Below are 26,074 nucleotides of genomic sequence, written 5' to 3'. Positions count from 1 at the left end.
CAATTGAAAAAGTGAATGGCATCAATACGATTGTTAAGAAAGCTGGAATTGCTATTACCATGTCCGAGAAATCAATTTCGCGGATGGATTGCATCATAAGAACCCCTACAACGATCAACGCTGCCGAAGTTGCAGCTCCAGGAATCAAGAAAACTACAGGTGCTAAGAACAAAGATAATAGGAAGCAAACGCCTGTTGTTACAGCTGTTAGGCCTGTACGACCACCTTGAGCGATACCAGCCGTACTTTCCACGAAAGCTGTTACGGTTGATGTACCTAATAACGCACCACCACTAACACCGATTGCGTCAACCAACATTGCTTTACCGACTCTTTTCGTACCTTCTTGTTTATTCTTCATAATACCTGCACGATTTGCCGTACCAACCATCGTACCGAATGTATCGAATAATTCCACGAAAGTGAATGTCAGGATGACTGTTATAATCCCAGTACTCATGATGCCAGGGAAGTCAAAATCCGCAAAACGAATTTGTCTAAAGTCAGGAACCCATTGTGTTCCTGAAGCGCTCAGTGAGTTGAAATCAACAAGACCCACACAAATCGCGAAAATCGTTGATCCTAAAATACCGTACAAGATTGCACCACGAACATGTAATACCATCAAGACTGCAATTAGAATTAATCCGAAAATAACAGTTTGGACTTCTGGGTCATGAAGGCTTCCAAGTGAAAAGATGGTTTCAAAATATTTAAGCTTAGTATGCGCATGTGCCGCAATATCATTATTCGTTTCAACTGCAATTGTAAGCAGCCCAGAATTTTTAATTCCAAGTAGTGCGATGAACAACCCAATTCCGACTGTAATTGCATGCTTCAAAGCATCGGGTACAGCTACAATCATTAACTGGCGAACTTTCGTTACTGTTAGTAAAAGGAAGATAATTCCCGAGATAAACACTGCTGTTAAGGCCATTTCAAATGTAAATTTCCCTTGTGAACCAAGGATTACTGCAGCGAAATAAGCATTTAACCCCATACCCGGTGCAAGTGCAACTGGGAAGTTAACAAGAAGACCCATAATAATGGTCATGACACCCGCTGCAATCGCAGTGGCCAAGAATACTTGGTTCCAATCGCCACCAGTAGCTCCCGATCTAAATGCAGTAAGAACATTCGGGTTTACAGCAAGAATATATGCCATTGCCATAAAAGTTGTAATACCCGCCATGATTTCGGTACGGATATTCGTACCATTTTCCTTCAACTTAAAAAAGCGATCCATTTGTATTTTTCCTCCTAGATACAGATCATTACGGTGATCTCGTAGATACTCCCAGGCCCATTCCTGAGATTATAGTATTCGCTTATTGTAAGGGAAAAGCTCGAATTTTGTCAATAATTAATCCGAACATTAATTGTTAAAAATTCAATTACCGTTCGGTTTTAATAAATTATCCGTTAACAAACTAAATAAGAACTTCTATGCGAATAGAAGATGATCAGGAAGATGGATTGGTTTTAGCCTTCTAAAATACAAAAAACCCGGAGTATGGGCACTTTTTTCAAAGGTCCCACTTCCGGGTTATGGTTTATTTTATCAAATTATTTATTCCCACTCAATTGTTGCTGGTGGCTTGGAAGTAACATCGTAAACGATACGATTTACGTTATCAACCTCATTTACAATCCGCACAGAGATTTTCTCAAGAACATCCCAAGGAATACGAGCCCAGTCTGCTGTCATTCCATCGATGGAAGTAACTGCACGGATACCAACTGTGTAGGAGTAAGTACGAGCATCGCCCATTACACCAACACTTTTCATATTCGGAAGTGCAGTGAAGTACTGCCAGATCTCACGGTCTAGACCTGCTTTTGCAATTTCGTCACGTAAAATCGCATCGGACTCACGCACAATTTGCAGTTTATCTTCCGTTACTTCACCTAGAACTCGAATCGCAAGACCTGGTCCAGGGAATGGCTGACGCCAAACGATTGCAGCTGGAAGACCGCACTCCTCGCCTACTTTACGAACTTCGTCTTTGAACAATGTTTTGAGTGGCTCAATCAGTTCAAATTTAATGTCCTCTGGTAATCCGCCCACATTATGATGGGATTTGATTGTTTGTGCAGTTGCTGTACCACTTTCAACAATGTCCGTGTACAGTGTACCTTGCGCTAAGAAATCAAATTGACCCAATTTCTCGGACTCTTCTTGGAAGCAATAGATAAATTCGTTACCGATAATTTTACGTTTTTGTTCTGGATCATCAACGCCAACAAGCTTACCTAAGAAGCGATCACGAGCATCAATCTTAACAACGTGCATATCGAATTTGCCTACGAACGTCTCCATTACGCTCTCTGCTTCACCTTTACGCAATAAACCATGATCAATAAACATACATGTCAATTGATCACCAATTGCTTTGTGAATAAGAATCGCAACAACGGATGAATCTACGCCGCCACTTAGTGCACAAAGTACTTTACGGTCGCCGACTTGTTCACGAATTTCACGAATGGCATCCTCAACAAATGTAACCATGCTCCAGTCACCTGTACATCCACATACATTGTAAACGAAGTTACGAATCATTTCGTTACCTTGAACAGAGTGACGCACTTCTGGGTGGAATTGAACCGCATAGAAACTTTTTTCCGGATGACTCATTGCCGCGATTGGCGCGTGCTCTGTGCTTGCGTCAAGTACGAAGCCTTCAGGAAGTTCAACAACGTGATCTCCATGGCTCATCCATACCACTTGGTTGCCCTCTAAGCCCTCAACTAGGCGGGAACCTGCAATAAACTCAACTTCAGCTTTACCGTACTCGCGCTTGCTTGCTTTCTCTACTTTACCGTTCATTTGGTGAGCCATTAGCTGCATACCATAGCAAATTCCCATAATCGGAACATTAAGCTCGTATACACCGGGATCTACTTGAGGTGCGCCTTCACCATATACAGATGACGGTCCTCCCGAGAATACGATACCACGCGGGTTCATTTCCTTGATCTTTTCCGCTGGTGTATTAAATGGTACTAATTCACTATAAACACCAAGATCACGTATTCTTCTTGCAATAAGTTGGTTATATTGACCGCCAAAGTCCATTACGACGATCATTTCATTCGGTTTAGACATAATCCGCAATCCTCCTATATTTAAAAATGCTCTGGCTTATTAGGGAGCTTAACCACGTAAGCTACCACTTTAATCTTGTCCATTATATATAACGTCTGGAGGAGGGTCAAGGAATCTACTCGCTATTTATGCGTCTCCATAAATTTGTCAACTCCTGTGTTGAAATGGTGTTCGAGGTTTGATCATGTCGAATACCTTCATACAAGGAAACAAACTCATCTAAGGCTTTTCGAGCTGTATCGCCTGTTGTTGTTAGCGACAGAACATATTCACGGGCAGTCTGATTAGGTATTTTACGACCATATTTACGGAATAACTGCCGCCACATACGATCCATACTATTTAAGATAAGCCGATGCTGCGATGGTGCTTGATAAAACCGATATGAAATAGAAAGTGGATCAACCTCCACTTTTCGACGCTTTATGGATCGACGCCATATCAGCAATAGCCAAAAAATGATGAGAAGCAGTACGCCACCTATCATATATACAAACTCTGATGATGCTTTCATAACTTGATTCAATTCGTACATATTAGGAACTTGATCCCCAAATGAATTAGCCCTTATTGGCATGACTTCATTATGTGTTCCTTGTTCGGCAATCACACGATTAGCTACTTCCTGTGATTTATTGCCTTGCTGCAAAGTAAATCCCGGTGTCGGTTCATAGGATATCCAACCTTGTGTAGAATCATATACCTCAACCCAAGAATGGGCATCGCGATTACGAACAGTGACAGTCAGTTTACCATTTTCCGAACGATCAACAATTTCGCCTGGAGCGAATCCTTTTACATATCTTGCTGGAATTCCAATCGAACGCAGCATGACAACCATTGCACTTGAAAAATGATTGCAGTAGCCTGCACGATCTACGAATAAGAAGTGATCGACAAAGTCTTCACTTTTCCCGGGAAATGTTGGTTTGTCGAGACTGTAGGCATAATTTGTCCGCAGGTAATTGGCAATCGCTCTTGCTCTATCGGAATCTGTCACTACACCTGCTGTGATTTGCTCCGATAATTCGCGAATACGAGTCGGAAGCTGCGAAGGCAGCTGTAAGTATTCCTCCATAAATGCATTTGGCACCTGATCATAGTCATTGCGTGAAAAATTCGCTGTCCGATTCGAGGAAGCACTGTCCGCCCATTGCAGCGGTTGTACCCCTAGCTTATAAAAGCTAATTGGTGTTGCTGTAGATGTTAATTTAGTTTCACCTGAGGACAAATCCATATAAATCGAATTAGTCTGAATTTCCTGTCCATCAATCGAAAGCAATGTCTCTATACGTCGAAGAGTTCCTCCACTAAACAATTGATAATTAGCAGTGTTGTTTTTCCACATGACTTCTTGCTCAATTAATGAAGAAGATGATGGGGTATCGTTTGAGTAAGTGACTCTATTCTGATTATTTGTAAGTTGTTGCCAACCGGTTCCATTGTAAAAGCTCTTCGATTCACCGCGCCAGTAAGTAAGGTATGGTGTTCGAGCGGTAAAGACAATTTCGTTATCCGCAGTAGTTGGGCCGCCTAGGTTGGAATCATCCTCACCATAACCTGTTGTTGCATGCTTCGACGCCGCTAACTTATTGCTCGACCAATCCGAGAAATTGACACCTGTAATCTTTCCTAAGCTATCCACAAGTCGTTCAGAGGAAAAAGGCTGCATAAGCGGCTTTGACTGCGTATGCGCTGCATATAAACCACCAACGAAAATAAGGGCACCTAGAATAAAACTGGCAATGAACCAATGGGTTGGCCAGCCGTTAGGCCTTATCTTAATATTGTAAATCCATTTAATTTCTTGTAAATGCAAAAGACTCGCCATCGCTAGCCCTATTGCACTCACACGGAACATAGCAATTACCGTATCGAGTTCCAAAAACAATTGCAGCAATGCTAAATATAGGAGCGTCAAGACTACAAACCAAACGATTGCGTTATATTGCACCATAACATGCTGAACCAGGTGGAGCATTAATGTTAAACATATTAAAAAACATAGCATTCTTAACTCCGAACTAATGGAAAGCCAATCCCCTAGTGTTAGGCGAATAAAATCCTGCACCAAGATGTCGCCTATATCAACGATCCACTGCACTCCAAAAACAGGACTAAACATATAACCCAACGTACCGATTAACACCATACATTTTATTAGCCACATTAAATAAATGGGAACAGATATGCAATTCATCAATAGAAAGAGCCCACTCATTATTAAGACGGGATAGACAAATTGCTGTTCGTTCAACTCAATCATATCGTGCATCGGACGCAGCCATTCCCATATGAGAAAAAAGAGTCCGATAGATAAGATAAATCGACTTAAGACGGTTGGGTTAAGAGATTCTGACATCAGCAGCACCTCCTAATGTAGGAGTCTGCTGTGTATTCATGTAAGGATTCCTAGGTTCCAATAAAACAACTTGGCATCCGAGATTTTCCAAGCGTTCTATATAATACAGGGTCTGAATGCTATCTTGTACAACATAAAGCTTTATTGAACGTTTACGTCTGATCCATCGATGCAAAGCTTCGACGATATTCTCATCCAAGGTAGAGACGATGCAGATTAGAGAGATCTGTGTATGGATATGCGAACTTTCTTTCACTAGCAGGTCTGCAAAAGACATTCCCGCTCCAACCTGCAAATGGGACAAACCCTCATTACAAACATTCCAATCCATTGTGCTAGGCATAGAGAAATAAGCACCTGTAGCTTCACCCTGAATCGCATTGGTAGCAAATCGCACTTCCGTACCCACATATCTGGTTTCTTGTAAAATACCAGCTGCAAGTTCAACACGTTGCTCGAACAAATAATCTAACCGCTTCACAGGCTCTTTTTTGGAAGGGAAACCGGTACGTTTATATGTTTCATACTTTTCATCCGATCCTTTAGCCATTCCACCATCAAGCAGCAGCAAGATTTTGTCCGTTTGCGAATTGCCTTCTTCCTTGGTGTGCAGCTTCCCAGTTCGAGCGGTTGCTTTCCAATGAATCCTATTAAGTGGGTCACCATTCGTATATTCGCGAACACCAGAACGAATCAGATTGTGCGTTGGCATCGTCACATGCTGAAATCGCCGACCCTCAGTTCCTGCTGATAATGCCCCATTCCACTGTCCTAGCCAAGGCTTGGGTGTAATCAGACATGTCTTCTTCTGGACCAAACTCCGTTTACGCACCGTGAATCCAAGAAAATCCCCAGCAATAAGCTCTGTGCGAATAAGTCGATATGTTCCCCGATGCAATCCATTCAAAACATACGAGACATTCATTCGAGAATGAAACCAAGGAAATATGAGCTGCTGAAACTCTAAATCTCCCCCACCACCGTCATGCTGCCATGTTTCTTTTATAATTAGCCAAGGCAATGGGAGTAAGGAGCGCTGCTTAACATCAACAGACACGAATATATCATTACCGCTAACGACACACTTCGCAGACAACGTGTGAGAGACTTCGACTTGAATCAGAGTTAATAGTGGAAATAACAACGCACTAATCGTTAATAAACCAAAAACACCAACGAGAAACCAATTTGCCACTCCACCAAACGACAAGCTCATTGTAAGCCAGATCGCACTCATAACGAGTAGAAAAAACCATTTTCCTCCTGTTTTCATGTCCTCACCTACCTAGACGAGACATGAGGCATAAACGGAGTCGCAACGCTGGCAATCGATTCACCCAAAATGTTCGCTACATCATATCCTGCCATCTCGGCTTGTGGGGTTAAAGATAAGCGATGTGCCAATACATCATAAGTAAGTGCTTTGACATCATCGGGTATGACGTAACTGCGACCGAGCATTAAAGCTCTCGCTTGTGCAGCACGCATCAATGCATAAGATGCCCGTGGACTTGCGCCACTACGGAGATGCGGATGATTCCTTGTGGATGATGTGAGACCGACAATGTACACTTTTACAGATTGATCGACATGGACAGCAGAAGCCTCCTTCTCCAGAAGCAGCCACTCCTCTGGCAGAACAACCGGCTTCAAATCTTCTATCGCACGTTGATTTAGAATGTGATCAAGCATTAATATTTCATCTTTAATAGCTGGGTAGCCAATACTTAAGCGTAATATAAATCGATCAAGCTGCGCTTCAGGCAGCGGATAGGTCCCTTCATAGTCAAGAGAGTTTTGTGTCGCTATAAGATGAAAGGGTTCAGGTAAGGTGTAACTGATGCCATCCACACTCACCTTGCGCTCTTCCATCGCTTCCAAAAAAGCAGCTTGTGTCTTAGGTGTCGTCCGATTGAGTTCATCTGCGAGGATAAAAGAAGTAAATAGAGGACCTTGCCGAAATTCAAATTCATGTGTCAGCGGATTGAGCACAGATATGCCTGTGATGTCCGAAGGCATCAAATCGGGTGTGCATTGTATACGTTTCAAATCGCAGCCCATTGTTCGTGCCAGAGCACGTGCAAGCCTTGTTTTACCTACGCCTGGCGCATCTTCTAGCAGCAAATGGCCACCTGCTAACATCGCAATGAGCGATTTTTCAATCATTTCTCTTTTGCCAATCATCACTTTCTCTAGTTGTTGAATCATTCTCTCCACAATTTTGGCGGGTTGATCATATAATAGAATAGGAATTCGCATGATGAAGAAGCCTCCTTTATTCGCCTTTAAAAGGTTATGCTTCTAGCTTTTCCTATTCCCTATCTATTTAGACGTGTCACATCATAATTATGCTAGACTTTGAGAAGTTGAAATAGACTTCGTGGTGTAATCGTCAGATTAAGCATCTTCTCCCCCTCTGAAAAAGAACCTTTCTGCCCCAATTGTTCCATCAGTGTACGCCAAGGCACATAGATACTGCCATCCTGCCACTGGAGATCTGCTAATACATACGTCTTTACTCGCTGCCCCATATAAAACGTATCCACTTTACGATGCACCGTGTCGTATTCCAGATTCACTGCCCCAAAATGCACGATGACTCTCTGCTTCACTTCATCCCATTTAATCGTACCACCCATGCTCTCAACCAACGTCCGTAAAGGCACCTTTAATACCTTATGATTATCCAAAAGGTACTGTGTTGGCGGCATGTTCATCCGTTGCTTTCCTACATTTAGTTCTAATGAAGGACGCACCTCTTGTTCCGGTTCCTCGATAGCTACTGGTTTAGTCTCGGCGTGTTCAACTGCATATTGACGAGCCTCTCCAAGCTGCTTATTAAAAGAAGCGTCGCTCACACTACGCGTCCATTTCAGCTTCTTCACAGCGAATTGCTCTGGATTTACCTTCGTTGTAATAGGCGCAAAGGAATAACCTTTATTTTTAAAGTGATGAATAATAGCTGGCAATGCATCAACTGATCCCTTATGTCCTGTGCCATCATGCAGCAGTACAGTTAGTTCATGCCGTAACGGGCTATTCTCCACAGTCGTAGTGATCTCACTTGCAGGCACGTTAACTCTACGAGAGTCTCCACTGTCGATATTCCAATCGTATACCGTATATCCAGCTTGATCTAAATAATAGAAATAAAAGGCGTCAAAGTTTGTTGCCGTTCCCCCAGGTGCACGAATTAAAGGTGTTCGAACCCCACTTACCTCTTGAATGATCTTCTCGGTCTTTTGAATTTGGGACCAGAAGTTATTGAAATCTCCATAAAGCTCTTTATAAACATGATTATAGGAATGATTACCAATGGCATGGCCTTCATCAACAATACGCTTTAAGACATCTTTCCTTGTAACAACTTGATCGCCGCATACGAAAAAAGTGGCTTGAATGCCTTCCTTTTTTAATATATCCAGCACTTTAGGTGTCAGATCACTTGGACCATCGTCAAAAGTAAGGTATACCGTTGGTTTCTCAGGTTTTTCATAGGTACGAGGCTGCAAAATTTTCTTACCTGATAATAGCTGCTCATAAACAGAATCAGATGTATCTTTTGCAGAAACATCCCTAGGAGGAACAAGTGTAACGAAAACAATAACAGCAAGAAAAAGAAGATTAAATCGTACAGCCAAACATTTTCGGTTCAGATCAAATTTTCGCATAACTAGGGGTCCCTCCATACAATCTACTATTTTGCCCGATGCTAGATTATATGTTGGTAGGAACTAGAGTATGACTTCGACTCATAGAAAAACCTACCTCATCTAGCATACCTGCCTTCGCTTCATGGATAAGACACCTGCTGAGCGACTGTGCACATGATTGTTATATGGAGAATTAAACATCAATGTGCATTTTCCCTTCTTTTTCCCATAACAAAAAAAGCAGTCCCCTTACGGAAACTGCCCTTCATTTAGAAATGAAAAAATATTATTCCATTGACACTTTCAATACATCCTCGACATGACCTTTTACTCGAACCTTACGCCATGCTTGCACAAGATTACCCTGTTCATCGATTAAAAACGTCGAACGTTCAATGCCCATATATTCACGTCCGTATAATTTCTTTAGTTTCCATACACCAAACAACTCACTAACTTTATGATCCGGATCTGACAGTAGTGGGAATGGTAAGGTGTGTTTAGTCGTAAATTTCTCATGAGACTTTAATGGATCAGGCGATATTCCGAGCACGACTGCGTTATGCTCTCCAAAGGATCCATACAGATCGCGAAAGTCGCATGCTTCTTGTGTGCAAGCTGGTGTTGCATCTTTCGGATAAAAATAGATAATGATTTTCTTACCACGATAATCACGAAGTGATATCTCATCACCGGTCGAAGCTGGTAAGGTGAAATCTGGAACAACTTGACCTATTTCCAGTGTAGACATGAAGTATTAACTCCTTTTTTGCAAAAAGTTCTATGTTCTAAACACATTCTCTACGAACCCGCTCCGCGGTAACGATGTACGCCTGTATTCCAGATAAACAAACCGAGAATAAAGAAGACAATACCCACGACAGGTGTCATTAGGGCATAGCCCATCCAATTGTCTGGATCAAGGAAATATGCTGCAGGATAAAAGCCGACAAAAGCAAACGGGAGCAGGAATGTTAATAACCCTTTTAACAACTTGTTGTAGATCGTAATCGGATAACGCCCATAGTTCTGAATGTTCCAGATGAGTGGCATAATGCCTGTCGGCGCATCCGAGTAAAAAGCTGTTGCTGTAATGGCAATAAATACGCCGAAGTAAATCATTACAGCTCCGATTATAAGTGCAATAAACACGAATGGATCGTACCACGACCATGAAATATCTAGCTTCGTCCAGGAATATCCCATAACGACCGCACCTGCAAGTGAGCTAAACAAGGCGGCTGGGTCCAAGTTCTCCAAAATAATCTGGTACAAGTTATACGCGGGGCGTGTTAGGATACGGTCCATTTCCCCTTTTACAATATAGCGCTCCGAAAATCCGTATAAATTAAAGACAGCTGAAAATAAGCCATACGGAATCATAAAAAAGCCATAAATGAACAAAATTTGCTCTCGATTCCAACCCCCGAGTGAATCCGTTTGATTAAATACAACAAGAATGAACAATAAATTTAGTCCGTTAAATAATAAATCAGACAGCACCTCGATCCAAAAGTCCGAACGGTACGTGAGGCGTGTTTTGATATAATTTTTCAAATACCCAGCTGCCAGTCCTAAATAAAACATCGCTTCACCCTCCTTGTACGAACAGCCGCGTACGTGCTGCTCTCCATAACAAGATCATCGGAATGATAAGCACCAAGAACCATATGATCTGCAATCCAATCAGACCCCAAACCGCATTTCCCGTCACCCGACCTGTGAAGACAGATCCCGGTAAGTACGTGATCGCTTGAAATGGCAAGTATACGAGTATGCGCTCTGCCCAACCTGGGAACAAAGCAATCGGAACAATCAGTCCTGAAAATAAATCAATTGCAACACGTTTCATGCGCATCAAGCCTTCTGCATTTTCTAAGAAAAAGGCAGATAACCCGGTGATGATGTTAATTTGCGAGTTAATCAGGAAAGCAAACACTAGCATCAGCAAGTATATCCCCCATACACTCAAGTCCCTTGGCAATTCAACGGGGAATAGCAAGGATACAATGACAAGACCGGGTGTTGTGAACAGCAGTAAGCGGAACATCCCTTCACCGAAGCCTTGCATCATTTTTACGATAATATAATTGTAAGGACGAATGAATTGCACCGCGACAGAACCATCCCGAATGTCATTGGCAATCTCACGATCTAAGTTGTTAAAATAAAACGCTCGACTCATCCACGACACCACGACGTACGTGGTCATCTGAGTTAACGTGAGTCCCCCAAGCTGCTCAGTCCCACCATATATCGCTTTCCATAGAAAATAATAAGACCCAATGTTAATGGCATAAATTAAAATGCCACTATAATAATTGACGCGGTAAGCGAGCATCATCAAAAACCGCATCCGAATAATTTCTACATACGCGCTAAACATGGACACTTAACCTCTCTTCCACCTCTGCGCGCTGTATGCTTGCTGAACCGGACTTATAAATTTCACGAACGATATCATCCGTATTCGTTTCAATAATTTGAATATCACGAATCGCTAGCATGCCAACAACCCGAGCAAGCATTTCCGATACATTAGCCGTTTTCTGAGGTACGAAGGCGGTCGCGCTTTGATCATCATTCATTTTCCATGCCACGTCTAACCCTGCCGTTAATTCCACTAAACGCTCCAGGGTGACGGATTGCTCGAACTTCAGCACAACTTCTTTCCCTTGACCCCAACGTTCCTTCAGTTCTTCTAAACCGCCATCATAAATAATGCGGCCATCATCAAGCATGATAACCCGTGAACATAGCGCTTCAATATCTTGCAAGTCATGGGTGGTTAACAGGATTGTCGTCCCATAGCGGCGATTCAGATCTTTTAGAAATTCACGAATTTCGGTCTTTACGACAATATCTAATCCAATCGTAGGCTCATCGAGGAACACAATAGACGGATTATGAAGCAGCGAAGCTGCCAGTTCACAGCGCATCCGTTGTCCAAGGCTCAGCTTTCGTACCGGTCTAGATAACAATTCCCCTAAGTCTAATCGTTCCACAAGTTCATCGAGCATCGCTTTGAAATCATTTTCGGGCACACGATAAATTTTACGTAATAATTGAAAAGATTCGATAACCCCTAAGTCCCACCACAACTGTGAGCGTTGACCGAAAACAACACCAATTTCTTTTACAAATTTCTCACGTTCCTTATAGGGTATAAATCCGTTAACCTTGATATCTCCTGATGTGGGTACTAGAATCCCCGTAAGCATCTTGATCGTGGTCGACTTCCCTGCCCCATTCTCTCCAATATAACCACAAATCTCACCACTCGGTATGGAAAAAGAAATATCTTTAACCGCTGTAACTTGCTTATATTGTCGATTAAATAAATCGCGCATGGCTCCTTTTAACCCACCGCGATTGACTTGTACATTAAATTCCTTACGTAAATCATGCACATCAATTGCTAGCATATGTTTCCTCCTATCTTGCTTCCCACTTCATGCAGTTGGGTTGCTATCCCTGTTTTGAAACCTCTATAATTGAGTCATAATATGCGGGACCCTCACCGCAAAAGTACATTTTTACATCATACAACAAGACATAGTGAATGGAAAAGGAGGGAACAGCTTGCGAAGAAAGTGGAAATGGTTTCTGCTTTTACTTCTCATTGTCATACTGGCTGGGGTTGGGTATTATGCTTATTCGTTTTATAATTTCGCCAATAATATTTCCAACAAGTCAGAGCAAGATTCGTTTTTTTCCAAGGAGCAGCAGAAAGAAAACTTACCTCCAGTTTGGGAAAAGAAGGATCGTGTCAACATCCTTCTTATGGGCGGCGATGCCCGCGTATCAACGATTAAGGAGAAGCCACGATCGGATACGATGATTCTGCTTTCTGTCGACCCCGTGACGAAGAAAGCAACGATGATGTCCATCTTGCGTGACTTATATGTCAAGATTCCAAACAAAGGCCAGAATCGAATTAACGCAGCGCTTGCGTTTGGCGGCCCAAATCTTGCAATGCGAACCGTAAGTGAACTGCTCAATATTCCGGTTCAATACTACGTGTACACGGACTTTAAAGGTTTTATTGCCCTTGTCGATTCCATAGGTGGTGTTACAATCGATGTCGAGAAGGATATGAAATACACGGATGCAGCGGATAATCATCTTTTTGACATTAACCTGAAAAAAGGTGTTCAACAAATGGACGGTAAAACAGCGCTGCAATATGTGCGATTCCGACACGATAACCAGCATAATATCGGTCGTGCCGAAAGGCAGCGGAAATTCATCTCTGCTGTTGCTCAGAAAATGCAGTCAACATCCTCTATTTTAAAAATGCCAACGATTCTAAACAAAGTTGAGCCTTTCATCGAAACGAACTTAAAGATCAGTGACTTAACGAAGCTGGCAGGACTTGCTTTTGAGGTGAATACGAAGGAAATGAGCTCGATTCAATTGCCTCCGATGCATTTGTATACCGACCGGATGATTGATGGCATGGCGGTTGTGACGACAGATAAAACGAAGCTTCAACAATATGTCAAAGGTATCTTTGACGGCACGATAACAACTGAGGGGCAACCCACAAATAAAGCAACTTCAAGCAGTACAACAAGCAAAGGCACTTCAAATGGGAAGAAGTAACAGCTAGTCTGCTGCTTAATTATGAAATAAAGGGGAAAATACCAATATGGAACGTATAAGATCGGAACAGCTTTATGAAGAGGCATTAGAACATATTGTAGGCGGAGTTAACTCTCCATCGCGATCATTCAAGGCAGTCGGTGGCGGTGCCCCCGTGTTTATGAAACGCGGCGAAGGTGCTTATTTCTGGGACGAGGATGGCAATAAGTATATTGATTTCCTCGCTGCTTACGGACCCATTATTACGGGGCACGCTCACCCTCATATTACGGAGGCGATTTGCCAAGCTGCACATAATGGAACTTTGTACGGAACTCCTACTGCGCTTGAAATTAAATTTGCCAAAATGTTAAAAGAAGCGATTCCTTCACTCGATAAAGTACGCTTCGTTAACTCTGGCACAGAAGCTGTGATGACAACGATTCGCGTTGCCCGTGCTTACACAGGACGAACGAAAATAATAAAGTTTGCAGGTTGTTACCACGGTCACTCGGATCTTGTACTTGTTGCAGCAGGCTCTGGTCCTTCCACGCTGGGGACGCCAGATAGTGCAGGTGTACCTGCTTCCATTGCACAAGAAGTGATAACCGTGCCTTTCAACGATCTCGATGCGCTGAACACCGCGCTTGATCGTTGGCAGGGCGAGATCGCTGCCGTCATGGTTGAGCCTATTGTCGGAAACTTCGGCATGGTGATGCCGAAGCCAGGTTTCCTCGAAGGGCTCTGCCAAGCGGCACGCAGCCATGGCGCCCTCGTCATCTACGACGAGGTAATCACAGCGTTCCGGTTCCACTACGGAACGGTGCAAACTTACAATGGCCTGGGCGCAGACCCAGCGGCCATTGAGCCAGACCTGACGGCCCTAGGCAAGGTAATCGGCGGTGGACTGCCGATTGGCGCTTATGGGGGCCGCAAGGAAGTGATGGCGCAGGTCGCTCCGCTCGGACCTGCGTATCAAGCTGGTACGATGGCAGGCAACCCTGCCTCCATCGCCGCAGGTATTGCCTGCCTTGAAGTGCTTCAAGAGGCAGGCGGTTATGAGAAACTGGAGCGCTTAGGCGCACGCCTCGCAGAAGGATTAGCCGCGGCGGCAGCAAAACATGGCGTGCCACTGACGATCAACCGCATTGGCGGTGCAATCTCGACTCACTTCTGTAATCATCAAGTAACCAATTATAATGAGGCACAAGATACGGATGGCGAGCAATTTGCAATGTTCTTCCGCTATATGCTGGAAGAAGGCATTTGTCTGGCTCCTTCTAAATATGAAGCATGGTTCGTCACGCTAGCGCATACAGATGAAGATATCGAAGTAACGATTCAAGCGGCTGAACGAGCTTTTGCTAAAATGAACAATTAGATCGATCTTCAAAAATCACCATAAACACACCAACAAACGAACTATACTCGATATACGGGTATAGTTCGTTTGCGTTTAATGAATTATTTATCAGCCATATAAATAAATTCATTCATAATTATGCAAAATGTAATCGTTTCCACGTTAGAAAACCTAACATGAGTTATTGTCTCCTAAAGGATGTTCATGATATTCTTATTGTACTTATTTTTCATACGATTAAGATCATTTTCACTACCCACCTTGCAAGATTCAGCAATAGCCATTTATAAGGAATCTATTATTTTTAACAAACATAAATATTCTACAATATGTATATTTATGCAAAATAAATGTATATGCTATCATTCTGATTTTTGCAAACATTTTGAGGAGGTGAAGGTCAGGAAACTGACCCCGATCTATGAACGAATCCATGCGTAATGAAGGCCGTTTTGAAAATTTATTACTTACCGAACACGACAGCTGCGGCATTGTATGTATCATCGAAAAAGATGGTCATCCTTCCACTAGCAACATTCAAAAAACGATTGATGCCCTCGTCAAAATGGAGCACCGATCTGGTTTTATCGCTGGCGAAGGAGACGGATGCGGTATTCTAACTGATATCCCCCGCGCTTTATGGCAGCGTAAACTCCAAGATGCAAATCTGAATGGCTCTCTCGCTTATGATGAAGCATTCTCCGTCGCACATATTTTTGTACCGCGTAAAGATGATTTGTCGGTCGATACGATTCAAGCGGGTATTCGTAAATTGTTCGCGAAACACAATATTTCCATTATTCTTGAGCAAGAAAACGGCGTAAACCGCTCGGTTCTTGGTGCAAACGGGTTGAATGATGAACCTTTATTTTGGCAAATTGCCGCTCTCAGTGATTCGTCTCATGAGGACATTGCAAATGCACTTTACGAGCTTCATATTGCCATCGATAATCAATTCCGCGTTCACGTTGCTACGCTTAGCCATGTGACAGCTGCTTATAAAGTAATGGGATCAGCAACAATTTTACAGCAATATTTTAACGATACACGCGATCCATTGTTTGCTTCTCAAGTAACAGTTGGACATAATCGCTATTCCACGAACACCCTATCTTCGTTCTTCCGTGTGCAGCCGTTCTCACTGCTCGGGCATAATGGTGAGATTAATACCGTTAAGAAAATGCGCATTGAAGCGGATATGATCGGCGTTCCACTTGTAGATGGCGGCTCTGACTCGCAGGATATGAACCGTGTAATTGAAACATTCATTCACCGTTTTGGCATGAGTTTGTTCGAAGCCATGGAACTCATCTTCCCTCCTATTATTAATGAAATGAAAAGTTTCCGTCCGGAGCTTCAAGATTTATATGTGTACTTCCGCCAAATTTGGGGTCACTATGCACAAGGTCCAGCAGGTATCGTATCCCGCTATGGCAATGAGTGTATATTCTCTGTTGATGCGCTAGGACTTCGCCCCGTATGGATGGTTGAAACGGCAGAATCCTTCTATTTCTCTTCGGAGCAAGGGGTAGTGAATGTTGGTAACATGGTCGCAGAACCAAAGCCAATTGCACCCGGGGAAAAAATCGGCGTTCAATTAACAGCAGGTCAACCTGTTCAAGTGGTTCCGTATTATGAAGTACAAAATCTCGTATTAGAGCGTGCTTCCAAGCGTGTTGACTTTACTGGCATGCGCAAGCACCTGAGTCCTGATCTAGATGGAATTGTAGGATGTGCAGCAGATGAAGCTGCTGATGTAACCGATGCGGTATACAGCGCATTTGGTTGGGATCGGGATGGCATATCGATGATCGAACAAATGGCAGAAACGGGTGCAGAACCGATTCGCTCTCTCGGACATGATGCGCCTCACGCGGCTTTACACTGGGAACGTCAGAACATTCCAGATTTCATAAAAGAAAGCGTCGCTGTAGTAACAAATCCTGCGATTGACCGCGACCGGGAAATGGAGCACTTCTCTACTCGTATCGTTGTAGGTCCGCGTCCTGCTGTATATGGCAGCTTGGACCAACGTCTTCGTGTTGAATTACTTGCACCACTAGTGCTTGAGGGCGCTAATGGGGTCGATTCCGAGCAGCACTTATTACAACCTAGCTATGAGGCTTTGCTTACGATGTTCAGTGGTCAAACGACGGTGTTATCCACAACATTTGCTCGGGGCACATCCCTTAGCGATGCGTTAGATACACTCGCTGAAGAAGCAGCTACTGCTGTACGTGGCGGATCTTCGCTCTTAGTGCTTGATGATAAAGGCGCTCATCAGAATGACCGTCTATGGATTGAACCTCACTTAGCAGTATCCAAAGTTGATATCCGCCTGCGTGCTGAAAAAATTGCGCTTGGTAACAATCTACGTCGTCAAGCTTCAATCGTACTTCGCTCAGCCGCGATTCGAAACCTACATGACATTGCCGTTGCTTGCGGCTTAGGCGCGGACATCATCTCACCTTATATCTTGTTCCAAACGGCATCCGTTAAAGAAGGTGCTGTTGCAGCACGCAGAGTATATACAGCCTTGTCCAAAGGTCTTGAGAAAGTTATCTCAACGATTGGTACGCATGAATTACGCGGTTATACCCGCTTCTTCTCTTCCATTGGATTGAAGCCTGAAATTGCGGAAGTACTTGATATTGTTAACTATTTAGGTAGTCAAGAAGTTGGAACCGGTTTTAGCGAACTAGAGGCAGATGCTGAAAAGCGCTACTTCGATTACACGAATCCTAAAGCGAAAGCTGCGAAAAACTTCCGCTTCTTCCAACGGATGTGGAAAGCGCTCGGGGATGCTTCTTCTGGAGCTGCACCTTATGCGGATTACCGTGATAAATTACGTGAGGAAGAACAGAAAAACCCAATTTCGATCCGTCACGTGGCTGATTTTAATTATGCAAAAGCACTTCAAGATGGCCGCACACCATTCCAACCTTCAGATGTAAACCTTGCAGTCGGCGATCATTCCTTGCCGATGCTCATTTCCTCCATGTCCTTCGGCTCTCAGAATGAAACAGCATTTCGAGCTTACGCAGAAGCTGGTGAGCGTCTGAACATGGTGACGATGAACGGTGAGGGCGGAGAAATTAAAGATATGCTTGGCCGTTACAAAAAGACCCGTGGTGCGCAGGTCGCTTCCGGACGTTTTGGCGTCAACATCGAACTTGCAAATGCCGTAGCTTTCTTGGAAATCAAGATAGGTCAAGGCGCGAAACCCGGTGAAGGCGGACATCTTCCAGGTTCTAAAGTAACAGCAAAAATCGCTGCAGCTCGTAATGCAACGATTGGTTCGGATCTGATCTCACCATCTAACAATCATGATATTTATTCGATCGAAGACTTGGCGCAAATGATCTCGGAACTGAAAGAAGCAAGCGGTCGCAAAGCGAAAATTATCGTGAAAATCCCGATTGTACCCGGTATCGGAACAATTGCTGTCGGCGTAGCCAAAGCCGGCGCAGATGTCATTACGCTCTCTGGCTTTGATGGCGGTACAGGTGCTGCTCGGGTACACTCCTTGACCCACGTTGGCTTACCAACTGAAATTGGCACAAAGCTGGCGCATGTTGCCCTGATTGAAGCAGGTCTACGCAATCAAGTGGAGTTATGGTCGGATGGTGGATTAAAATCAGGTGCGGATGTTGTCAAAATGGTACTGCTAGGCGCTAACCGCTGCGGATTCGGTTCCCTCTCTATGCAAGCGATTGGCTGCACGACTTGCCGTGGTTGTCACTTGGATACTTGCCATGTCGGTATTGCAACACAAATTGACTCCTTGGAAGAAGCCGAAGAAAAAGGTCTTCGCCGCTTCGTACCTCGTCAATTTGATCTAGCTGTCGATTCACTCGTTCGTTTATTCAGCGGAATGGCTGATGAAATTCGTGAAATTGTGGCTGCTTTAGGCTATAAAGATTTACAAGAACTCGTGGGACACTCGGACCTGCTTGAGCAAGTCAGTCACCTTGAGCGCATTGACTTATCGGACATTCTACGCGCTGCTCCAATGCCTGCAGCAGCTTCCTTGGAACTGGCACATGCACAAGCTGAGGTTGCTATTGCATCTTCTGACATCAAAATTGCGGAAGGAAACCTCGGTCAAGAGTTCTTCCCAGATGCACTTGCTTGGGATACTCCAATCGAGCGGAACTGGAGTAAGGTCAATGCTGAATCACGCATACTAGGTGCAAGATATGCTTCTCACCGTGTTAGAGATCGCTTTGATGGCTCTTATGATGAATTGCCGAGCGTATCCCTGCACATGCATGATGGATCTGTTCCTGGTAATGGTTTGGCAGCCTTTAACGCACGTGGCGTAAACATTACTGTTCACGGCGGTGCTGAAGACGGCGTTGGTAAAGTCGCATTTGGGGGTAAAGTGGCGATCCTGAAATCACCGGGTCAACATGGCACTTACATCGACGGTTCTGTCGGTAAATCATTCGGATATGGCGCGCAAAAAGGCTTGTTCCTTATCCAAGGCAATGCCGATACTCGTGCTTGTATTCGCTTCTCCGGTGCGGATGTGGTATTCGGTGGTGAAATCAAAGAACCAATCCGTGATGAACTTGGTGGACTCGCATCTCGTGCAAATCTCAAGGGCTTTGCCTTTGAATATATGACGAACGGCCGTGCAGTTGTACTCGGCGATCCAGGTCCATGGATGTGTGCAGGCATGACCGGTGGTGTGATTTATCAACGACTGAACGAGAAGATGGGTCTTGATCTTCAAGCAATCCAGCGCCGTATCGCGAAAGGTGCTAAGGTTAAGATCGAATTTGTCGGACCGCAAAGTAAACAAGACTTATCCGAGTTACTTGGTGCTTATCGCACCGAACTTGCGAGCTCCGGTCAAGCGGATGCAGCTGCGAGCATCGATGCCCTGCTTGTTGATCTAGCGCACAACTTCGTGCGTATCGCACCAGTTGGGTTACAAGCGGATCAATCCGTTGCAACTGAATAACTTTATAACATGAAGAAGTGCCCCTTAATTATAGCGGGCACTTCTTTTTGTACGAAACAAATGAAAGTCATTTGCGTATATAAGCATATCGAAGTTATATCCTTTTCAAAAGAAAGGTGATCTGCTATGAGTAAAATCAGTTTCAATGTGAACCTATCCCCTGCTGATGCTTATGCGCTCGTTATTCAGCATCAAGATGCTGATCTCGTCCATGAAGAGTTCCATAACCTCGAGTATGGAAGGAAGATGGGAACACTTATTTTCGAAAAATATTACTTCCGTACTAAAAATCAAGTTGCTTTAGTTGTCTTAATTGATGATTTACAAGGCGTTACCAATGTTCGGGTAATCTCAACTGGAAGCTCGGAAGGGTTGTTTTTCAAATTCGATTGGGGTGCAAGCCAAAATTTCGTGAACAGCGTAGAGTCCATTCTACAAGACTATATCATCTCCTAATTTGTGAAATATCATTGAATTATCTGATAATACATGCACTTTCGTCATTTTGTGTGATATTTGTCACAGTGAAGACTATTCGTTTGTTGCATCATGGAAATGGTTAGCATTTTATCATGTGAAGGTGATCTAGTGAAATTGGGATTAGTTAAAAAGATATTGCTCGGCATTATTGCAGTGTCGATCATCACTTATGGAACGAGTGCATTTTTTATTTTTTATCTCAAAGATATCATTGCCCCTTCCATGCCTCAATGGATATTTAACAGCGGCGTACTTGCGCTCGGAATTTTCTGGACGAGTTTACTCGCTTATTTAGCTGCCAAATGGTTTACTCGCCCACTTATTGCACTTGCGAGTTCGATGAATGAAGCCGCTAGTGGGAACTTAGAAGTGGATGTGCCCAAGCACCCTTTTAACGATGAAATTCAGACGCTTACGCTTTCTTTTGATACGATGCTACATAATTTAAAACAGATGATCAAAGAAATTGCTGAAAATGCGGTTGTCACGAATCAAAGTGCGGATACCGTAAGTCAAGCCATCATGCAAGCTGCATTTCAAGTTGAAAGTATCGCCAGGACCATCGATCACGTTTCCAAAGGAGCCGATGTTCAAGCAGTTACCGTTACGCATGCTTTAGCGTCAATTGGGCAAATTTCTGATGCCGCTAATGTTGTGAGTGAAAAGGCCACACATACATTCCATACGACACAGGATTTGTTTCACCTTTTAGAAGAAAGTATGCAGTCCATACAATCACTGATTGACGGTATGAACACCATCGCCAAATCCAATGCCCTGACCATGGAAGATGTACGCAGCCTAGAGCTTCACACGCTGGAAATTAGCGAGATTATCCAAGTGGTTAGAGAAATTTCGGATCAGACTAGCTTACTTGCGCTCAATGCCTCTATTGAAGCCGCACGTGCAGGTGAACATGGTCAAGGATTCTCGGTTGTAGCCCAGGAGATTCGCAAACTTGCTGTGAAGAGCTCGAATGCAGTAAATCACATCACGGAGCTCATTGTGAAAATTCAAGAGCAAGTGTCAAGTGTAGTTGCACAAACGAATCAGCAAATGAATATTGTCGAAAAAGAAGCCTCTAAAGGTGAAGATATGCAAGAAGCCCTTCACGGGATCAACCTATCGATTCAACAAACTTCCGAATCGGTCACAAGCATCGTAGAAGTGGTCTCTGATCAGAATGTACAAATTAAGCAAACCTTGGATCAAGCCTCTGGTATTGCCGGGATTGCGGAACAAATCGCAGAAGGCGCACGGGATATGGCTGCATCTACACAAGAACAGACGGCCATCATGGAAGAAATCGCAGCATCATCCGAAGTTTTACGAGAGTACTCATCGAACTTGCAGAAGAAAACGAAAGTTTTCCGATTCGAACAAGATTAATGTTATATGACACAAAAAAAGCATGTCATCCTCCTATGGGGATCACATGCTTTTCCTTTTATATAAGCGCTTATTGAACTTTCGTTAATTCAGTCACCATCTCATCATGGATATGTCCGTTGGTAGCAAGCATATTACGAACGGCAAGGGTGTAAGGTCTACCTTCTGTATCTGTTACTCGCCCACCCGATTCTTGAATCAATAGTGCGCCAGCAGCAACATCCCACGAGTTGAGCCCAATTTCCCAAAATCCACTTAATCTACCTGCAGCTACATAAGCCATGTGCAGCGCAGCTGAGCCTGCTACACGCAGATTACGCACTTTCGGACCAATAGAAGCCACGCCAGCAAGATTTAATGGCAATGCATACTGTTGATCTGGTGGGAAGCCTGTTGCAACTAAAGACTGCGCTAAGGTCTGTTCACCAGATACTTGAAGCACTTTGCCCCGCAGATACGCACCTTTTCCTTTTTCAGCGACGTATAATTCATCTTTCATGGGATCATAAATCGCTGCGACAATAACTTCACCACGATGAGCAAGTGCAATCGATACACAGAAAAATGGGAATCCATGCACAAAGTTTGTCGTCCCGTCTATTGGGTCTACAATCCATAAATATTCGGCATCACTCATATCTTGTAGCGCTTTTGCCGAAGCAGCAGGTCCCGGTTCTACGCCTTCTTCTCCAAGGATTGAATGATCTGGAAAATGAGTCAAAATTAAATTACGAATCAGCTTTTCAGCACCTTTATCAATTTCAGTTACTAAGTCTTGTGAGGATTGCTTTAAGTTAATTTCACGAATGCCTCCAAGTTTACTCTTAATCCATTCCCCTGCTTTAGAAGCCGTGTTAATCGCAACCGCCGTGAAGCTTTTTGATCCAATGGTGTACATCTATAATCAACTCTTTCTACAGTTATCACTTCCATTATAGTCGATAATACGCGAGAAGAAAGTGGGATGTTTCATTAAGATTTAAGTAAACAAGCGCGCACTGAATCGAGTTCAGTACGCGCTTGATGTTTAAGAATGATCGATCGTGTCTAATGGGTACTAAACACCCATGATGTGGAAGCCACCATCTACATAGATCACTTCGCCTGTAATACCACGAGCCAGAGGGCTTAACAAGAACATCGCTGTATCGCCCACTTCTGCAACTTCAGTTGTGCGGCGAAGTGGTGCTCTCTCTTCAACCGTATGAAGGATGGAGTTGAAGTCTTTAATTCCTTTAGCCGCTAGTGTACGGATTGGGCCAGCGGATACACCATTAACACGGATGTTGAATGGACCCAGGTCAGCCGCTAAGTAACGAATGCTTGCTTCTAGCGCTGCTTTTGCCACACCCATTACATTGTAGTTCTTCATTACGCGCTCAGCACCTAGGTAAGTCATTGCCATGATGGAGCCGCCTTCTGTCATTAACGGGTACACGCGCTTCGAAACTGCAACTAGGGAGTACGCGGAGATGTCATTCGCAAGCGCAAATCCATCACGAGAAGTGCCCACGAACATACCATCGAGTTCTTCACCTTTTGCAAACGCGATGGAATGTACAAAGCCATGCAGAACGCCAAACTCCTCTTTCAGCTTGTCCACAAGTGTGTCGATTTCCGCGTCAACGGTTACGTTACATGGCAGAACAACCGAACCTGGAAGCGTGTTAGCCAGTTTACGAACTCGCTCCTCTACACGCTCGCTCTCGTACGTAAATGCCAATCTCGCACCTTGTGCTGCAAGGGATTGTGCAATTGCCCATGCGATACTACGGTCATTAGCAACGCCCATTACAAGTACATTTTTACCAGTCATTAATCCATTCATTGATTGAATATTCCCCTCTCGAACTGTATATTAACGTCGTTATGCTCTGTTCTACTTATTCTACAAATTAACCGATTTCCCCTCTTATTTCAAGTTTTGATGGAAATGGAAGCATCATCTATCTTCTCCACATCCGACTGTTTCAAGAGATCTTGAACCAATTGGATCAATGCGCGATCCTTGTGTTTCGCTTCAATCATTACATCCAATCGTGATGTCATGGGAGCGATACCTCGCATAAATTGCAACAATCGTTCAGGGACCACATAGTCGGCATGACTGCGAGGGCTTGATTCATTTTTAGGTGAAGAGACATGGATTTTCGGTGGTAGCGGGAATTCTGAATTGGAATCCGTTCTCAGGAGAGTGGTCTCATTCATTCCGATACCCCACGTTTTCAATATTCGCGGCCACAGCTCGACACTTGTCAGCTCGCACGGATTCACTTCATCATGATGAATATCCATCACCATTGGCACTCCTACCTGCTCACATACTTCCAACGTTTCCAAAGCAGTAAACGTCTTATCATCATTCTCTAACGTGAGACGAGCCTGCACCTCAGGACGCAGCATCGCAAAATGCTCCACAAAGCGCTGACTGGCTTGCTGTTTATCTCCATAAGCGCCGCCAATATGAATGTTGCTCTTCGCATCGGTATTAAGTCCCATAGCTTCAAACATCGCTGTATGGCGCTCTAAATCTCCAATCGATGACTGAAGTACGGACTGGCGGGGCGTGGATAACACGGTAAAATGATCCGGATGGAAACTGACTCTCATCTTGTGCTGCTTCACATAATCGCCGATTGCTTTGAAATCATCCACAAGAACCGGCATTGGGTCCCACCCGGCAACTGATTCGTGCCCAATGAGCGGAATGAGCTTAGAGGAAAATCGATAGACCGCGATGTTATGCGCCCGATTATGCTTAAGTAAGCGAAGCGTATTATGCAAGTTTTCTGCTGCTAGTCGCTCCAGCTTACGCAGCGCTGCTTCTCGATCATTAAGTTTGTTAAACGATGTTACTGTCATTGTCCGTGAAGGTGATGCCTTCTCTACAATGGTTGACATCGCCACATAGCCGAATCTGACGATCAAAGGTGTACCTCCTAGGAAGAATTGATGAGAGGTAGGATTCCCTTTTTCCATAAAAAAGAGCCGATTCTCCCTTAAAAGTAGGAATTTCGGCTCTCTATTAGCTATTGCTCACTTCCCGCTGTTACTTGTTGCGGCAGATGGGTGATGACAATTTCGTGGTACGAGATTTTAGAGCTGAGTACTGGACTTTCTTTCTTCTCTCCATCTCCATTACCTGCACCCTCGCTTCTTTGTCTAGAATGAGACTGCTTAAAGGAATCACTGGTTACCCAAACTTGGAAATCTTCTTTAGATTCCCATGTTGTATTTACCTTGATTTCCTCATTTTCCTCAAGCCCTTCTGTTCTCAGTACTTCTAAGCGTACAAATCCTTTGAAAGATTGAACTCCTTTTGCCTGCTTGAAGCCCTCTATGATCTTATCACCAAAACCAAGCTTCACTTGAATCGTATTCGTAACTATAATCATCCTAATGCGCCTCCTCTAATTTCCTTATGTGTTGTAGGTGTCTCACAGCAATTGGATCTTTTGGGTGTGAAAAATGGCTTATCGCCGTCATCATAAATATCTACTTCGATATCAAAAACGTTTTGGAACATCGGCTTGCATAACACACACTGTGGAATGCCATCGTAGACCACTTCACCCTTCTTCATCACAACAAGCCGATCGCTGTATTGTGCCGCCTGATTAATATCATGCAGCACCATTATGACTGTCATGTTGAACTGTCTATTCAAGCTTTGGACAAGTTCCATCACTTCCAATTGATGCGAAATGTCCAGATAAGTAGTCGGTTCATCCAGCAGCAGCACTTTCGGACGTTGTGCGATCGCCATCGCAATCCATGCTCGCTGCCGCTCCCCACCGGATAAGGAAGGCAAAGCGCGATTCTCATATGGTGTGAGGTTCGTGACCGACAGTGCCCATGCAATGATTTCTTCATCCGCATCACTAAGACGTTCGAACCATTTCTTATGCGGATGCCTCCCGAACTCCACAAGCTCACGCACGGTAAATTCAAGCTGATGATCATGCATTTGCGGCAGCATCGCGAGTTTCTTTGCAATATCGCTGCTACTCATATTCCGCAACACTTTGCCATCAAGCCACACCTCTCCCCGTACAGGGTCTAACAATCGAGCCAACAGCCGTAATAGGGTCGATTTACCAGAGCCATTCGGACCAATCAAGCTCAGAATTTCACCCTCGCGAACTTCCAAGTTGATAGCACCAAG

At 43.9% G+C, this 26,074-nt stretch carries 20 protein-coding genes and 1 riboswitch (1 of these 21 only partly in view); of the genes, 5 read left to right on the top strand and 15 right to left on the bottom strand.

Going from position 1 to position 26,074, the window contains the following annotated elements; genetic code table 11:
* From ACSBOP_RS03115 to ACSBOP_RS03070, 10 genes are all read right to left on the bottom strand, one after another.
* A protein-coding gene (locus ACSBOP_RS03115; protein ID WP_442603036.1) for an NCS2 family permease crosses the window boundary here: on the bottom strand, positions 1 to 1,246 show its 5' portion. Its footprint begins 149 nt before the window's first position; 1,246 of the gene's 1,395 nt are visible here — the first part of the coding sequence; it begins with the start codon at positions 1,244 to 1,246; its stop codon lies beyond the left edge, outside the window.
* A riboswitch (purine riboswitch) is annotated at positions 1,242 to 1,343 on the bottom strand. It overlaps the preceding gene by 5 nt.
* Positions 1,344 to 1,570: 227 nt before the next feature.
* Positions 1,571 to 3,109, bottom strand: a complete 1,539-nt coding sequence (guaA, locus tag ACSBOP_RS03110; protein WP_442603035.1) for a glutamine-hydrolyzing GMP synthase — start codon at positions 3,107 to 3,109, stop codon at positions 1,571 to 1,573.
* A 115-nt stretch (positions 3,110 to 3,224) separates the two neighbouring features.
* Positions 3,225 to 5,471: a DUF4129 domain-containing transglutaminase family protein gene (locus tag ACSBOP_RS03105; protein ID WP_442603034.1), complete on the bottom strand. Its 2,247-nt coding sequence runs from the start codon at positions 5,469 to 5,471 to the stop codon at positions 3,225 to 3,227.
* Positions 5,455 to 6,744, bottom strand: a complete 1,290-nt coding sequence (locus ACSBOP_RS03100) for a DUF58 domain-containing protein (protein ID WP_442603033.1) — start codon at positions 6,742 to 6,744, stop codon at positions 5,455 to 5,457. The genes ACSBOP_RS03105 and ACSBOP_RS03100 overlap by 17 nt, the downstream gene beginning before the upstream one ends.
* 8 nt (positions 6,745 to 6,752) lie before the next feature.
* Complete coding sequence (locus ACSBOP_RS03095; protein ID WP_442603032.1) at positions 6,753 to 7,730, bottom strand: AAA family ATPase; 978 nt, start codon at positions 7,728 to 7,730, stop codon at positions 6,753 to 6,755.
* A gap of 92 nt (positions 7,731 to 7,822) precedes the next feature.
* Positions 7,823 to 9,142, bottom strand: coding sequence for a polysaccharide deacetylase family protein (locus ACSBOP_RS03090; protein WP_442603031.1), 1,320 nt, complete (start codon positions 9,140 to 9,142; stop codon positions 7,823 to 7,825).
* 268 nt (positions 9,143 to 9,410) lie between these two features.
* Complete coding sequence (gene bcp / locus ACSBOP_RS03085; protein ID WP_442603030.1) at positions 9,411 to 9,875, bottom strand: thioredoxin-dependent thiol peroxidase; 465 nt, start codon at positions 9,873 to 9,875, stop codon at positions 9,411 to 9,413.
* Between the two features lie 50 nt (positions 9,876 to 9,925).
* Positions 9,926 to 10,711 (bottom strand): ABC transporter permease, encoded by a 786-nt coding sequence (locus ACSBOP_RS03080; RefSeq protein ID WP_442603029.1) that lies wholly within the window; start codon positions 10,709 to 10,711, stop codon positions 9,926 to 9,928.
* Between the two features lie 4 nt (positions 10,712 to 10,715).
* Positions 10,716 to 11,510, bottom strand: a complete 795-nt coding sequence (locus ACSBOP_RS03075; RefSeq protein WP_442603028.1) for an ABC transporter permease — start codon at positions 11,508 to 11,510, stop codon at positions 10,716 to 10,718.
* Positions 11,503 to 12,549 carry an ABC transporter ATP-binding protein gene (locus ACSBOP_RS03070; protein WP_442603027.1) on the bottom strand — a complete coding sequence of 349 codons (1,047 nt, stop codon included), beginning with the start codon at positions 12,547 to 12,549 and terminating at the stop codon, positions 11,503 to 11,505. Before ACSBOP_RS03070 ends, ACSBOP_RS03075 begins: the two co-directional genes overlap by 8 nt.
* Before the next feature lie 157 nt (positions 12,550 to 12,706).
* Here ACSBOP_RS03070 and ACSBOP_RS03065 point away from each other — a divergent pair, with 157 nt between their 5' ends.
* From ACSBOP_RS03065 to ACSBOP_RS03045, 5 genes are all read left to right on the top strand, one after another.
* Complete coding sequence (locus ACSBOP_RS03065) at positions 12,707 to 13,729, top strand: LCP family protein (protein WP_442603026.1); 1,023 nt, start codon at positions 12,707 to 12,709, stop codon at positions 13,727 to 13,729.
* Positions 13,730 to 13,775: 46 nt separating this feature from the next.
* Positions 13,776 to 15,089 (top strand): glutamate-1-semialdehyde 2,1-aminomutase, encoded by a 1,314-nt coding sequence (locus ACSBOP_RS03060; RefSeq protein ID WP_442603025.1) that lies wholly within the window; start codon positions 13,776 to 13,778, stop codon positions 15,087 to 15,089.
* A gap of 403 nt (positions 15,090 to 15,492) precedes the next feature.
* Positions 15,493 to 20,040 carry a glutamate synthase-related protein gene (locus ACSBOP_RS03055; RefSeq protein WP_442603024.1) on the top strand — a complete coding sequence of 1,516 codons (4,548 nt, stop codon included), beginning with the start codon at positions 15,493 to 15,495 and terminating at the stop codon, positions 20,038 to 20,040.
* A 126-nt stretch (positions 20,041 to 20,166) separates the two neighbouring features.
* On the top strand, positions 20,167 to 20,496 hold the full coding sequence (locus ACSBOP_RS03050; protein ID WP_442603023.1) for a DUF6054 family protein: 330 nt from the start codon (positions 20,167 to 20,169) through the stop codon (positions 20,494 to 20,496).
* Positions 20,497 to 20,628: 132 nt separating this feature from the next.
* A complete protein-coding gene (locus ACSBOP_RS03045) occupies positions 20,629 to 21,909 on the top strand; it encodes a methyl-accepting chemotaxis protein (RefSeq protein ID WP_442603022.1) in 1,281 nt (426 codons plus the stop codon).
* Between the two features lie 70 nt (positions 21,910 to 21,979).
* On the opposite strand, the gene ACSBOP_RS03040 is transcribed toward ACSBOP_RS03045, so the two are convergent.
* The 5 genes from ACSBOP_RS03040 to ACSBOP_RS03020 form a co-directional block, all read right to left on the bottom strand.
* The gene (locus tag ACSBOP_RS03040; protein WP_442603021.1) at positions 21,980 to 22,807 is read right to left on the bottom strand and encodes an inositol monophosphatase family protein; all 828 of its coding nucleotides are present in this window, start codon (positions 22,805 to 22,807) and stop codon (positions 21,980 to 21,982) included.
* 159 nt (positions 22,808 to 22,966) lie between these two features.
* The gene (locus ACSBOP_RS03035) at positions 22,967 to 23,737 is read right to left on the bottom strand and encodes an enoyl-ACP reductase FabI (RefSeq protein WP_442603020.1); all 771 of its coding nucleotides are present in this window, start codon (positions 23,735 to 23,737) and stop codon (positions 22,967 to 22,969) included.
* 89 nt (positions 23,738 to 23,826) lie between these two features.
* Positions 23,827 to 24,837: a UV DNA damage repair endonuclease UvsE gene (uvsE, locus tag ACSBOP_RS03030; protein ID WP_442603019.1), complete on the bottom strand. Its 1,011-nt coding sequence runs from the start codon at positions 24,835 to 24,837 to the stop codon at positions 23,827 to 23,829.
* 101 nt (positions 24,838 to 24,938) lie between these two features.
* Positions 24,939 to 25,304 carry an antibiotic biosynthesis monooxygenase gene (locus ACSBOP_RS03025; RefSeq protein ID WP_442603018.1) on the bottom strand — a complete coding sequence of 122 codons (366 nt, stop codon included), beginning with the start codon at positions 25,302 to 25,304 and terminating at the stop codon, positions 24,939 to 24,941.
* Positions 25,301 to 26,065: an ABC transporter ATP-binding protein gene (locus ACSBOP_RS03020; RefSeq protein WP_442604353.1), complete on the bottom strand. Its 765-nt coding sequence runs from the start codon at positions 26,063 to 26,065 to the stop codon at positions 25,301 to 25,303. Before ACSBOP_RS03020 ends, ACSBOP_RS03025 begins: the two co-directional genes overlap by 4 nt.
* Positions 26,066 to 26,074: the final 9 nt, after the last annotated feature.

The sequence above is a fragment of the Paenibacillus sp. KN14-4R genome (assembly GCF_052180255.1).
Lineage (GTDB): Bacteria > Bacillota > Bacilli > Paenibacillales > NBRC-103111 > Paenibacillus_AM.
This window is presented reverse-complemented; position numbering and strand designations above follow the sequence as displayed.

Excerpts from the sequence above, each read along its gene's own strand:
- guaA (WP_442603035.1), bottom strand. The coding sequence starts at position 3,109 with ATGTCTAAACCGAATGAAATGATCGTCGTAATGGACTTTGGCGGTCAA.
- ACSBOP_RS03035 (WP_442603020.1), bottom strand. The coding sequence starts at position 23,737 with ATGAATGGATTAATGACTGGTAAAAATGTACTTGTAATGGGCGTTGCT.
- bcp (WP_442603030.1), bottom strand. The coding sequence starts at position 9,875 with ATGTCTACACTGGAAATAGGTCAAGTTGTTCCAGATTTCACCTTACCA.
- ACSBOP_RS03090 (WP_442603031.1), bottom strand. The coding sequence starts at position 9,142 with ATGCGAAAATTTGATCTGAACCGAAAATGTTTGGCTGTACGATTTAAT.
- ACSBOP_RS03075 (WP_442603028.1), bottom strand. The coding sequence starts at position 11,510 with ATGTTTAGCGCGTATGTAGAAATTATTCGGATGCGGTTTTTGATGATG.
- ACSBOP_RS03095 (WP_442603032.1), bottom strand. The coding sequence starts at position 7,730 with ATGCGAATTCCTATTCTATTATATGATCAACCCGCCAAAATTGTGGAG.
- ACSBOP_RS03070 (WP_442603027.1), bottom strand. The coding sequence starts at position 12,549 with ATGCTAGCAATTGATGTGCATGATTTACGTAAGGAATTTAATGTACAA.
- ACSBOP_RS03105 (WP_442603034.1), bottom strand. The coding sequence starts at position 5,471 with ATGTCAGAATCTCTTAACCCAACCGTCTTAAGTCGATTTATCTTATCT.
- ACSBOP_RS03025 (WP_442603018.1), bottom strand. The coding sequence starts at position 25,304 with ATGATTATAGTTACGAATACGATTCAAGTGAAGCTTGGTTTTGGTGAT.
- ACSBOP_RS03100 (WP_442603033.1), bottom strand. The coding sequence starts at position 6,744 with ATGAAAACAGGAGGAAAATGGTTTTTTCTACTCGTTATGAGTGCGATC.
- ACSBOP_RS03040 (WP_442603021.1), bottom strand. The coding sequence starts at position 22,807 with ATGTACACCATTGGATCAAAAAGCTTCACGGCGGTTGCGATTAACACG.
- ACSBOP_RS03055 (WP_442603024.1), top strand. The coding sequence starts at position 15,493 with ATGAACGAATCCATGCGTAATGAAGGCCGTTTTGAAAATTTATTACTT.
- ACSBOP_RS03080 (WP_442603029.1), bottom strand. The coding sequence starts at position 10,711 with ATGTTTTATTTAGGACTGGCAGCTGGGTATTTGAAAAATTATATCAAA.
- ACSBOP_RS03050 (WP_442603023.1), top strand. The coding sequence starts at position 20,167 with ATGAGTAAAATCAGTTTCAATGTGAACCTATCCCCTGCTGATGCTTAT.
- ACSBOP_RS03060 (WP_442603025.1), top strand. The coding sequence starts at position 13,776 with ATGGAACGTATAAGATCGGAACAGCTTTATGAAGAGGCATTAGAACAT.